Origin of the sequence: Paenibacillus sp. SAFN-117, assembly GCF_051966115.1 — a bacterium.
Taxonomy (GTDB): Bacteria; Bacillota; Bacilli; order Paenibacillales; family NBRC-103111; genus Paenibacillus_L; species Paenibacillus_L residui.
In genome coordinates this window covers 149100-161585 of the sequence record NZ_JBQCLK010000001.1, presented here as the reverse complement: position 1 = coordinate 161585, position 12486 = coordinate 149100, and the positions used below count along the sequence as shown (strand labels likewise).

Below are 12486 nucleotides of genomic sequence, written 5' to 3'. Positions count from 1 at the left end.
AGCCAAGCCAAGAGGAGCGACCGCGCTTAGAGGAAAGCTGGACGCCGACCTTATCAGGATGCAGACGGATGCTCTTCGAAGGCCATACGTCACTTTGCGGGATTATTCATAGATCACTGGCGCTAGGGCTAGCAAGGATGCGAGGCTTTAATGCCGGGGATACAACCCAAGATTCAAACATAAAAAGGGAGGAAACTAACATGAACAAATGGAGTAAATGGACTTCAGTAGCGCTGACCGCGTCTCTCGGCGCCGGCTTATTGTCAGGCTGTGGAGGCAATGATAACGGCGGGAACGCCGGAAATAAAGGTGCAGAGGGAGGCGCGGAAGTCGCCAATCTGAACAAAACGGGCTTTCCCATTGTCAATGAGCCCATTGAGCTGACGTTCTTTACCGGTAAATCGGCCACTAACGGCAATAAGTTTGAAGAGACGCTCGTATGGAGCGAATATGAGAAAATGTCCAATATGAAAATCAAATTCGACCTGATCCCGTTTGACAGCCTGACGGAAAAGAGAAATCTGATCCTGGCCGGCGGAGATTATCCCGATGCTTTCTATTCCGCCCGGTTAGGCTCGGCCGATTTGATGAGGTACGGTCAGCAAGGGGTTTTCATTAAATTGAATGACCTGATCGACGAATATGCTCCGAATTTCAAGAAGCTGCTGGACACCTATCCGGATCTGAGGAAAGGACTGACGATGCCGGACGGCAACATTTATTCCTTCCCGTCCTTCTACGACCCGGATTTTCTGCCGATGCTGATTGGAACTCCGCTGTGGATCAAGCAGGAGTGGCTGGAAAAATTAAATATGTCCGAGCCGCAAACGACCGAGGAGTTCTATCAATACTTGAAGGCCGTTAAGGAAACGGATTTAAACGGTAACGGACAAGCGGATGAAATTCCATTCAGCGGTGCGGGTATCGGGCCTTTGCTCGATCATCTCAAAGGGGCCTGGGGCCTGGGGAATCGCGGTTTAGGCCATAAATTTGTGGATGTCGATCCGGAAACGAATGAGCTCCGGTTCATCAAGACGGATCCGAAGTACAAGGAATTGCTGGAATATGTGAATAAGCTTTATCAGGAAGGGCTGATTGACAGTGAAATTTTCACTATCAAGTCAAGCAATCTGTATGCCAAAGGGGGAGAAGGGACATTCGGCTCCACCATTATGCCCAATCCGAAAACATTAATGAACCAGGACGGTTATGTCGGACTGGGTGCTCTTAAAGGGCCGCATGGAGACCAGATGTACACTCATATTAAAGTCCCTATGGTTCATATCGGAGCTTTTGCCATTACCGATAAGAACAAGCATCCGGAAGCAACGGTCCGCTGGATGGATCATTTCTTCGGCGAAGAAGGAGCCCGATTCTACTTCATGGGACAGAAGGATGTCACTTATAAAGAGACGGCCGATGGCAAGCTGGAGTACGTTGACGAGATTACAAACAATCCGAATGGCCTGACCTATGACCAGGCGCTGGCGAAATATTTTACCTGGCTGGGCGGCAGCTATCCCGGATATGTCAAGGAGCAATATTTCAAAGGTTCGGAAACCCTTCCCGAATCCATAGCCACTGGCGAGAAAGCCGAGCCTCACAGAGTGCCGGAGATTTGGAACAACTTCAACTATACGGAGGAAGAAACCGAATTCATGTCTTCGATCGGTAAGGATATCACTTCCTACGTCAATGAAGCGGAAGCGAAATTCATCAACGGTTCCATGCCATTCAGTGAATGGGATAACTATGTCAAGACCGTTGAGAAGATGGGGCTGGAAGAATACATGCGAGTGTACAAACAAGCCTACGAAAGATACAATAAATAAACAGACATCCGTTGAAAGACAGCAATCGGGGAGGCCGAGATGGTATGACAAAACAAAGATATGCGGCGGGGCTGGCCATAACAGTTCTGCTGTCCGGAGTCCTTCTCTCGTGCGATAATGATTCGAAGCCGCGGGATAAGGCGGGTGACCGGTCGGGCATGACTGGAGCGGATCTGGTTAACCTTACAGGCATGCCTATTGTTAAAGAGCCGATTACTTTGCATATTTTTGCAGGTAAATCTCCTACCTCTCACCCCGATTGGAATCAGGTAAGAATCTGGCAAGAATATGAGAGAATGACGCAAATTCATACGCAATTTCAGATGGTTCCGTTCGACCAGTTATCTTCGAGGAGAAATCTGGTATTGGCGGACGGGGACTATCCGGATGCGTTCATGACGTCCCGTCTGAGCTCGGCCGATCTGCTCCGGTATGGTCAGCAAGGGGTTTTCATCCGCCTGAATGATCTGATTGACGAATATGCCCCCAATTTCAAGCGGCTGCTGGAGAAATATCCGGAAATTCGCAAAGGGCTGACGATGGCGGATGGAAATATATATTCGTTTCCTTCCTTCTATGATCCCGATTTTATGTCCATGCTGATCGGTTATCCATTGTGGGTCAAGGCGGATTGGCTGGACAAGCTGGGCATGGAACCGCCGGAAACGACGGAGGAGTTTTATCAGTATTTGAAGGCGGTTAAAGAGACGGACCTGAACGGCAATGGCAAGGCGGATGAAATTCCTTACGGATCTGTCGGCACGAGTGCTCTCCTCAATCACCTTAAGGGAGCCTGGGGGCTGGGAAACCGGGGGATGGGCCATTCCAGGGTGGATATGGATCCGGAAACGAACGAGCTTCGCTTTATCCCTGCCGATCCGCGTTATAAAGAATTGCTGCAGTATGTTCACAAGCTCTATGCGGAAGGGCTGTTGGAGAAAGATATTTTCACCGTCAAAAGCAGCGCGTTATATGCTAACGGTACAAGAGGGGTCTACGGTTCGCTGCTGGTTCCCTCTCCCTTCACCTTAATGAACCAGACCGGATACGTAGGGCTTCCCGTGCTGGAGGGCCCTCATGGCGACCGCCTGTACTCCCACGTCAAGACTCCTTTGATCCATGTGGGCGCGTTCGTCATCACAGATCGCAATCCCTATCCGGAAGCAACGGTTCGTTGGATCGATTATTTCTTCGGCGATGAGGGCAGCAAAATGTTCTTCATGGGCATAGAAGGAGAGTCCTACGTTGAAACTCCGGACGGTGAAGTGGTTTACACCGACTCGATTCTTAACAACAAGAGCGGCAGGACATTCGAGCAGGAGCTCAGCAAATATGTCGTTTGGCTGGGAGGCAGCTATCCGGGCTTTGTTACCAAAAAGTACTTTAAAGGCTCGGAAAGCCTGCCCGAGTCGATAGAGGCGGCAGAAAGAGTGAGGCCATACGTAGTCAAGGAAATATGGCCGCCATTCACCTATACCCAGGAGGAAACGGAGAGAATGTCGATTCTGAGTGCGGACATTCATCCCTATGTGGATGAAATGGTAGCCAGATTCATTAACGGCTCGGTTTCCTTCAACGAATGGGATAGTTATGTCAGCACTTTGAAGCAGATGGGGCTGGACGAATATATGAGGATCTACCGCTCGGGATACGAAAGGTATATGCAGGGCTCCAAGTGAACTTGTTTAAACGAAATCATAAAGTCCTATTCGGACAAAATCAGGCGAATCGGCTGTTCTTAACCGACAAAGCATCAAATGGATTCTAAAAAAGAGCGAGGCTAGCGGACAAATTTCCACTAACACTCGCTCTTACTCTTTCATCGTTACCCGCTTCGGTAATTGGCTTACGCTCGGTACAATTTGGAGAAGCTCTCCATTTTGCCTAAAATGACCGAAAACCGATGAGAATCAGTGCTTTTCGGCGACCATACGGTTGGTCAATTGACCCAGTTTCTCGATTTGAATAGTGACTGTATCGCCATCCTGCAGATAAACCTGCTTGTCTTCCGGATAACCGAGCACGACACCTTCCGGAGTTCCGGTCAGAATAATGTCTCCGGGCTCCAGCGTCATATATTGGGAGATATAGCTGACGATCTCGTCACAATGGAAAATCATATCTGCCGTATTGGAGCTTTGACGCACTTCTCCGTTAACATAGCATTCAATTTTCAAATCATTCGGATTTCCGACTTCATCGGAAGTGACCAGGTAAGGGCCGAGCGGACTGAAGTCGTCGCATGTTTTGCCCAGGAGCCACTGGGGGGTACGGAGCTGCAGATCGCGAGCCGACAAATCGTTGACATTGCAGTAGCCGAATACATGGGACAAAGCCTGCTCCTTGGAAACATCCTTCGTCTTCTTGCCGATGACGATGACAAGCTCGGCTTCGTAATCCACCTTCGTGCTTACCTTAGGCAGTGTGACATCATGACCATGTCCGGTCAGCGTATTATTAAACTTATTAAATAAGATAGGATATTTCGGGATAGGCGCATTCGTCTCTTCCGCATGCTTGCGGTAGTTCAAGCCTACACAAATAATTTTGTTAGGGTGAGTGACACAGGGACCAAATTCCAGCTTGCTCTCGTCCAGCAGGTAGGGCTGGTCTTCACCCTTGGAAGCGACGGTCTCGATTAGCTTCGATATAGCGCTGACCGCATCCTCGCCCCATGTAATCGCATCCATAATTGTGGCGGGAAGCTTGTTATCATTATAACCGCTATGAGCGGCTGCCGCCTGCACGTCGATGACCCCTGCCTCTGTCTTTACTCCTAAACGATACTCCCCATCAAGCCTGAAAGTTAACAGTTTCATTAAGTTGAACCTCCCACAGTTTGAGTAATGTTCAATGGGCTAAAACTATTTTCCCAAAATGGAACAACTTTACTAATCGTAACATGGCCGCCTATAGGGGTCAATCTTCCTTTCTTCCAAAATATCACTGCCAGATGGCCGAAGACTATAGGATGTCTCCCTTAAATCTGGTATTCTATATAGGTCCATAATGAATAAACTAGCATGCCGGATAATTAGTTTTCGTAGAATGCAACATTTTGCGGCGGCACGCCGTCTATATGTATGCAAGGGAGGGGGATCCCAGACTTGGTATCGCCAGAATTGATCCAAGCTGCTCAAGCGGGCGATCGCGACGCTCTGATAACTCTTTTGCGCGAAATAGAAACTCATGTTTACCGAACGGCCTACTATATTTTAGGCAACCAGGAGGACGCCTTGGATGCTTCGCAGGAAGCTCTAATTAGAATTTATACGAAAATTCACACATATGAGGAAAAGGCGCTTTTCAAAACATGGGTCCAGCGGATTGTAACCAATCTTTGCATGGATAAGTTCCGAAAAGCCAGGCCCGCGGTATCCATTGACGAGCACGAATTGGACTTCCATGCAGCGGATAACGTTGAAGATGAGGTTGTATCCCAATATGTAGCGAAGGATATCCAAGAAGCGATCAACAAGCTGCCGGAACATCATCGCACAGTCGTTGTGCTGCGTTATTTACAGCATTTTTCTTATAACGAAATAGCCGAATCCCTTGATTTGCCCATTAATACGGTTAAATCTTATTTGTTCAGGGCCAGAAAGCAGCTTCAAATTTACCTCCAAGAATATCAGAAAGGGGGTGTTCGAGGATGAAATGCCATGAGGTGGAAGAACTGCTGCAGAGACATCTGGATTCGGATTTGTCGCCGGAAGAAGAGATCAAGCTGTTTACCCATACCGAACAGTGTGAAAGCTGCGCGGCGCAATTGCAGATGCTCGAGAAATTGTCCGCCGGGCTGGAGTCTCTTCCGGAGGTTACGCCCCCGATTGGTATTGTCGATTCCATCCTGCCCAAGCTTATGGAGTTGGAGCCGGCAGCGAATCCCCAACAGGCGGAACCCGGGCTGCACGGCCGCCCCGAGATTTCAGCGAAGCCCCGTACAACAGGGAAGAGACCTCGAAGGCTGCTGTGGACCGCGGTCAGCGGAGTTGCCGCGGCGGGAATTGCCCTGGGAATTTATATCTTTGACCTGCCCGAGACCGGTACTCAGCGCGCCGATTTACCGCTTAGGGAGGAAGCGAGCCGCACGTATCATCTTCCTGCCCAATCTGAATCTGATGCCGGTACGAGTTCCTCATCACAACAACAAGAGAGCGAAGGTCACCAATCACCGGTTATGGGCGATCTATCGAAGGAGATCGGGCCTGCTCCGGCAGAGACGCCTTCTCCCGATACGGATACCAGTCAACAGAATAAGTTGGAGGAAGAACCCGAGATAGGGCTGCAGGAGCGGAGCATTACCGGGATGCGGAATCAGCAGCAGGAGAAGAATGATCCGGCTGCCAAGCTGCCGCGGGATAACCCGCCTGCGGAGCCTGAACCGAAGATGGATCAACAGGAAGGACCGGACTTTGCGGCCAGCCAACAAGTTCCGGATAACCTGACAAGTCAAGACGGAGTTCAGGAGATGAAGGAAAAGTCATCTTACGGTCAGGATACGCCTCCGGCGGAAGCGGAGCGGGATGAGCTGTCCGATTCTACGGAGCAGGCTCCCATCGTCGAGAAGTCATTAGCGGGTGAAGCGAGCGAAGCGGATGCCGGCCAATACGGCTTTGGCAGCATGTCTATGGGAGCGGAGGAGCTTCCTTCCCCCGATGGAAGCTCTGTTGCGGTGATTGAGGACCGGAGAGTAACAGTGAAGGATACGGAGGGCAATCTGCTGTTCAAATCGGTCCGTGAGTGGAAGCCGGAAGATCAATTGCGTCTGGTGAAATGGCTGGACGATCGCCAGTTGATTTACGAAGTCGAATCAGAGTCGGGAACGACCAGCTATACTGTAGATATCCTCGAACAAACCGAAGCAAAAAATTAGCCCATTTTGCGCACAAGGAGCGACCGGTGGACATATAGTATAGTAAAACGGTATCCGGAATGGACCTGATGCGGTTAGGCCGCCCGGGGGAAGGTTTCTAGAGCCTTCACCCAGGTGTTTATATACACAGCAGTCCATTGGGACAAAGGGAAGACGCAAAATCCATGGATTTTGACGTCTTCCCTTTGTTGCTGTTATGATGAACTTTGAGGTGGGAGCATGGATTACAGATCGATAGTCAAGGAGATTGAACAGGGCAAGCTGATGCCCGTTTATGTTTGCTACGGCCCCGAAGTGTTCCGTCGCCGCGAATTCATCCGGTTCATGCTGGGGAAGCTGGTGGAGCCCGAGCATGAAGAGTTTGCGGTGACCCGCTATGATCTTAACGAAACTCCGCTTGATGTAGTTCTCGACGATTCGGAGACGGTCCCTTTTCTCGTACCCAAGAAAGTGATCATCGCGGAGAATGCCCAATTTCTGACCGGGGCGAAAGAGAACTCCAAGGTGGAGCACCGATTGGAGCGGCTGATTGAATATTTGAAAAATCCTGTCGATTATACCGTCCTCATCCTGGTTGTCGACGCCGAGAAGCTGGACGAGAGGAAGAAGCTCGTCAAAGCTCTCAAGGAACGCAAATGCCTGCTGGCGTTCCAGACCTTGACGGCCGAGGAGCTGGCTGATTGGGCAGCACGCAGGGCCAATCGTCTCGGAATGACCTTCGGTTCCGGCGCCTTGGAGAAGTTCTTGCTGTACGGCGGCACGGATTTGCAGAGTCTCGCCATGGAGCTGGACAAGCTGTCGCTGTACGTGGGCAGCGGGGGAGAAGTGACGGCAGACCTGGTGGAACAGATGGTGGCCCGGACGACGGAGCAGAACGTCTTCATTCTGATTGACGAATTGGTCAAGATGAATACGGGGAAAGCTCTGGAGATTCTGCAGGATTTATATAAGCAGAAAGAAGAGCCGATCAAGATTGTCGCTTTAATGGCGCGGCAGTACAGATTGATCGCCCAGGTGAAGGAGCTGGTTCAGACCGGTTATTCTCATCAGCAGATTGCCGGAGCTGTCGGGGCTCATCCTTATGCGGTTAAACTGGCGGCGGAGCAAGCGAGGAAATATGATGTCAACCGGCTTAACCGGATCCTGTCCAGGCTTGCGGATCTGGATTATCAGATGAAGAGCGGTCAAATCGATAAGAGCTTCGGATTGGAGCTTCTGCTGCTGAATATGGCCGTCTAGCGGTCAACAAGGATATGGGCAGGGTGGGAGGATTGCTCAACGCGTGCCCCTGCAACGATCAGGGGCCTGCCGGCCGCCGGCTCATCTATTAAAAAAGTCCAAAGGGCTTCGATTAAGAAGTCTTTGGACTTTGCTCGTTTTATTAAGGGTAAGCTGCTTCTTGCGAAGCGGTTACGCATTAAGCTTGTGCACTGATTTCGTTAAACTTTTTCGCCAGGCGAGATTTCTTGCGGTTGGCTGCATTTTTATGAATCAGGCCTTTGGTTACTGCCTTGTCTAATTTTTTAATGGCAACCTTCAGGGTTTGTTGAGCGTTCTCCACGTTGTTGCTGTTAGCTGCTTGCTCAAAAGCTTTCACTGCCGTACGGAGTGCGGACTTTTGGGAAGCGTTCTGCAAACGACGCTTTTCGTTCGTTTTAACCCGTTTAATAGCGGATTTAATATTTGGCATTGCATTCACCTCCTAGTTCCAGAAAACCAGTTCGATCAAGTGGTTCACCCAAGTTTCTTGACAACTTTCAATATTTTATCACGGTGCCGGGCAAAAATCAATAGCGAACGTGCCGCTGCATAATAGAATCAAGTTTAAGACACAATAGGAAAAATTGGACAGCCAACAGATGCTTTGAAGGGAGATTCGAGAGAATGGATTTAAGCGCCTATTCGGTTAGAACCGATCTAGCGTTGGAAGCAAAGGAAATGGCCGCCAATGAGCTTGGCGATAATATTCCGGGCCTGGAGTCGGAAACGGATGAGCACGAAGGTATCCGCATTACTAAAATCAAGGTAGCATCTCCCGAAGCCGGCCAGGCCATCGGCAAGCTTCCCGGTCAATATATAACAATTGAAGTGCCTAAGCTGAGGGAGAAGGATAGTGACCTGCAAAACCGCGTTACAACGAAGCTTGCTCAGGAGTTTGCGGCTTTTCTCCAAGAAATCGGCGTGACAAAGGAGCATAAGGTGCTCATTATCGGGCTGGGCAACTGGAACGTAACGCCGGACTCTCTAGGGCCGCTTGTGGTTGAGAATTGTTTGGTGACGCGCCACTATTTCGAGCTGATTCCGGATCAAGTGAGTCCGGGTTACCGTCAGGTAAGCGCGGTGGCTCCGGGAGTGCTCGGGATAACCGGCATTGAGAGCAGCGAAATTGTTAAAGGGATTGTAGAGATGACTAAGCCGGACCTCGTAATCGCGATCGATGCGCTGGCTTCAAGGTCATTGGAGCGTGTAAATACGACCATCCAAATTGCCGACACCGGAATACATCCGGGATCGGGGATTGGAAACAAGCGGAAGGGTTTGACGGAGGAGATCCTCGGGGTTCCCGTTATCGCCATAGGCGTTCCGACTGTAGTGTATGCTTCAACGATAGTCAATAACAGCATTGATCTTATGGCCAGCCATTTCCACCGGTTGACGGATCAGACCGGGCAAATTCTCGGTATGCTTGACCAACTGCAGGAACAGGAGCGGCTGCAGCTGGTGAAGGAGGTTCTCGCTCCGCTCGGGCATGATCTGTTAGTCACTCCCAAGGAAATCGATCAATTTATCGAAGATATCGCCCATATCATCGCCAGCGGCCTCAATGCCGCCTTGCATGAGGCTGTCGATATGGAGAATGTTTCGGCCTATACCCATTGATGAATACGGAAGCTTAAGCAGAAACAGATGTAGAAGCGGAGCGGATTGAAGCTCTGCTTCTTTTTTTATCACATTAGAACTGCCGGATCTGAGGTTGGATTGGTCGGTTGATATCAATGAAACGGAACGCTATGCATACTACTGATATGGAAAATTTCTCATAAAAAATTTACACAAGCTTAACTTAATATGTCATTGAATGTGTCAGTGACATATAGTAAGTTCATGTTAGATCGAGCCGGATCATTAAAGATCATGCGCCGGTCTGCCAGTATGACAAAAAAGAGGAATGTCTCGAGATGAAACCCATTTCTTCGTCCAAAAGTACAAAACAACAATTGTATTTACAAGTAGCAGACAAGGTGCTGGCCATCATTGAAAGCCGCAAGCTTCAACCGCATGATCCCGTCCCTTCGGAAGGAGAGCTTGCGAAGCTGTTTGGTGTCAGCCGAATGACGAGCAAGCTGGCATTGGAACGGTTGGCGGAGCAAGGTCTGGTCTACCGACTGCCAAGAAGAGGTACGTTCCTTGCCGGAAATCGGGAAGGAGGAGTCAGCGTTGGCGAAGGCTCTAAGCAGCAGTCGCCGGCTAGCGCCGAGCGGAAATCAAGCAAACAGATCGCGCTCATCTTACCCCACATGTCCGACTACACTTCCAGAATTATTACGGCTGTCGAAAATGAGGTGCTGAAGCATGACTGCGACCTTATTCTGAAATTCAGCAAGGATAAGGACGACGAAGACCGTTATTTGCAGAGACTCGTCGACAGGGGTGTCGATGGCATGATTTTGTTCCCCCAGGGCCGCAAAACTTGCAGCGACCAGGTGCTCAAAATGAAGCTGGAGCGGATTCCGATCGTCATCATCGACCGCATCTTTCGCGAGGTGCAGATCGATTGCGTCTATCACGACCATTTTCGGGGCTCGTACGAGATGGCACAGTATCTGATCGCTAAAGGTCATCGGGAAATCGGGTATACCTCCAACGCGATAGAGAACATAACAAGCCGGGAGGAACGCTATCAGGGGTATATTCAGGCGCTGCTCGATCACGGGATACCGGTCAAAAACCAATATATCCATTTCCGCAGCGTGCCCTGCGACCCAAGCCGCGTCAACGAAATGGATCCGGAACAGGCACAGTTCATCGGCAGCAATCCGCTGATGACAGCGGTCATGTGCGGGGACGATCATGTGGCGATTTCCACTTTGTTTACAGCGCTTCACATGAGCGTCCCGGTGCCGGAGCGGCTATCGATCGTCGGATTTTCCGACATCAAGCTGTCGGCGTTGACGCCGGTTCCGTTGACTACGGTTCGGCAAGATACGGGACGGTTGGCCCGTTCGGCCGTTGAGCTGCTGATGAAGCGTGTGAACCGTTCGAAAGAGAAGCAGCTTACTATCAAAATCCAGACCGAAATTATAGAAAGAAAATCAGTGTCAGACAAAGGAGTTACTGTATGAAAGTTCATTTTCTCGGAAAGACGCCTCTCGGAGCCATCGTCTCCGGTACACTGGCCAAGAAGGAAGAGCAGTATAAAGTGAAGGCCGGCATCGTCAGTCCGGACATCGGCGTTCCGATGATCGTTGAACAGATCGCCATTGTGAACGGCACGAAGAAGCAGGCGACGGCAGAACGGTTCGTCGAGTGGATGGGCTCCGCCGAAGTGCAGGGCGAATTTGCCGCACAATTCGACGCAATGCCTGCGAATACGAAGGCAGTCGAGCGTGCCAACGAATCCGTTAAAGAGCTGTACGCCAATTTAAAGGCGCAGCCTCTCGATTGGGGCTTCATAGCGGACAATGTCGAGCTATGGGTCGAGAAAATTGAATTGCAGATCATGAAATAGACTAAGAAGCAGGGATAAAGATGATTACATTTCGAGATATACAAATTCATTTTGGGTCGTTCCATGCTGTGAAAAACCTCAATTTGAGCATTAACGAAGGCGAGTTCTTTACATTCCTCGGCCCGTCGGGCTGCGGCAAGACGACGATTCTCCGCAGCCTGGTCGGATTCATCGCGCCTTCCGGCGGAAGCATCCTGTTGAACGGCCGGGACATTACCCATGTTCCGATCGAGAAAAGGGGCATTGGCATGGTGTTTCAGAGCTACGCCCTGTTTCCGACCATGAATGTATACGAGAATATCGCTTTCGGCATGCGTGTCAAGAAAGCATCGAAAGACGAAATGGACAGGGATGTGCGGGAAATAGCCCGCAAGGTCGATCTTACGGACGATCAGTTGTTCAAGAAGGTATCCGAACTGTCCGGCGGTCAGCAGCAGCGCGTAGCGATCGCCAGAGCGCTTGTACTGAAGCCGGCCATCCTCGCGCTGGACGAACCGTTGTCTAACCTGGACGCCAAGCTGAGGGTGCAGTTGCGGAATGAACTGAAGCTGCTTCAGAAACAGTTCGGCATTACGACGATTTATGTCACGCACGATCAGGAAGAAGCACTGACCTTGTCCGACCGCATTGCGGTGTTCAACAACGGCAATGTCGAGCAGGTCGGAACTCCGCAAGAAGTATACGATCGTTCGCAGACGGAGTTCGTGTGCAATTTTATCGGTGACATCAACCGAATCGCGCCGGAACTTATTCTCGGCAGCAGCTTGCGGGAGAGGATCGCCCCGGGCAAAACGGCCTATATCCGGAATGAGAAGGTAAGCCTGCTCCCTCTGTCCGGCCCGGACGTCATCCATCTGCAGGGGACAGTGGCCGACCGCGAATTCTATGGACTATATAGCAAATATGTTTTGCAAGTGGCCGGAGGGGGCCTGCTCAAAACGATCGAGAAGGAAAGCGGGCTGGATCAGCGTAAGGTCGGCGACGCCGTTGATATTTTTATCCGATCAGGCGATATTTTGCAGTATTGAGGGACTGGGGGTAGGACTTTG

Annotated in this window: 10 protein-coding genes and 1 pseudogene; 9 read left to right on the top strand and 2 right to left on the bottom strand. The window is 50.5% G+C overall.

Features of this window, described 5'->3' with window-relative positions; all coding sequences use genetic code 11:
- The first annotated feature begins 200 nt into the window (after window positions 1-200).
- Entirely contained in the window at window positions 201-1832 is a 1632-nt protein-coding gene (locus ACTHRH_RS00710; protein ID WP_144934046.1) for an extracellular solute-binding protein, read from the top strand.
- A gap of 44 nt (window positions 1833-1876) precedes the next feature.
- A complete protein-coding gene (locus ACTHRH_RS00705) occupies window positions 1877-3511 on the top strand; it encodes an ABC transporter substrate-binding protein (RefSeq protein WP_379290534.1) in 1635 nt (544 codons plus the stop codon).
- A gap of 231 nt (window positions 3512-3742) precedes the next feature.
- Here ACTHRH_RS00705 and ACTHRH_RS00700 read toward each other — a convergent pair whose 3' ends face one another.
- Window positions 3743-4651, bottom strand: a complete 909-nt coding sequence (locus ACTHRH_RS00700; RefSeq protein ID WP_379290536.1) for a fumarylacetoacetate hydrolase family protein — start codon at window positions 4649-4651, stop codon at window positions 3743-3745.
- 288 nt (window positions 4652-4939) lie between these two features.
- Between ACTHRH_RS00700 and ACTHRH_RS00695 the strand changes: the two genes are divergently transcribed.
- From ACTHRH_RS00695 to holA, 3 genes are all read left to right on the top strand, one after another.
- Window positions 4940-5488 (top strand): RNA polymerase sigma factor, encoded by a 549-nt coding sequence (locus tag ACTHRH_RS00695; RefSeq protein WP_144934052.1) that lies wholly within the window; start codon window positions 4940-4942, stop codon window positions 5486-5488.
- On the top strand, window positions 5485-6708 hold the full coding sequence (locus tag ACTHRH_RS00690) for an anti-sigma factor family protein (protein WP_379290538.1): 1224 nt from the start codon (window positions 5485-5487) through the stop codon (window positions 6706-6708). The genes ACTHRH_RS00695 and ACTHRH_RS00690 overlap by 4 nt, the downstream gene beginning before the upstream one ends.
- A gap of 219 nt (window positions 6709-6927) precedes the next feature.
- Entirely contained in the window at window positions 6928-7947 is a 1020-nt protein-coding gene (holA, locus tag ACTHRH_RS00685; protein WP_150960054.1) for a DNA polymerase III subunit delta, read from the top strand.
- Between the two features lie 178 nt (window positions 7948-8125).
- Here the strand turns inward: holA and rpsT are convergent, their stop codons facing one another.
- Entirely contained in the window at window positions 8126-8398 is a 273-nt protein-coding gene (rpsT, locus tag ACTHRH_RS00680; RefSeq protein ID WP_144934058.1) for a 30S ribosomal protein S20, read from the bottom strand.
- 194 nt (window positions 8399-8592) lie between these two features.
- On the opposite strand from rpsT, the gene gpr reads away from it, so the two are divergent.
- The 4 genes and pseudogenes from gpr (at window position 8593) to ACTHRH_RS00660 (ending at window position 12465) form a co-directional block, all read left to right on the top strand.
- Window positions 8593-9588: a GPR endopeptidase gene (gene gpr, locus ACTHRH_RS00675; RefSeq protein ID WP_144934060.1), complete on the top strand. Its 996-nt coding sequence runs from the start codon at window positions 8593-8595 to the stop codon at window positions 9586-9588.
- Window positions 9589-9887: 299 nt separating this feature from the next.
- Window positions 9888-11051 (top strand): GntR family transcriptional regulator, encoded by a 1164-nt coding sequence (locus ACTHRH_RS00670; RefSeq protein ID WP_144934062.1) that lies wholly within the window; start codon window positions 9888-9890, stop codon window positions 11049-11051.
- Window positions 11052-11065: 14 nt separating this feature from the next.
- Window positions 11066-11437 (top strand): annotated as a pseudogene (locus ACTHRH_RS00665) (extracellular solute-binding protein); the annotation flags it as partial.
- A 20-nt stretch (window positions 11438-11457) separates the two neighbouring features.
- Complete coding sequence (locus ACTHRH_RS00660) at window positions 11458-12465, top strand: ABC transporter ATP-binding protein (RefSeq protein ID WP_144934064.1); 1008 nt, start codon at window positions 11458-11460, stop codon at window positions 12463-12465.
- Window positions 12466-12486: the final 21 nt, after the last annotated feature.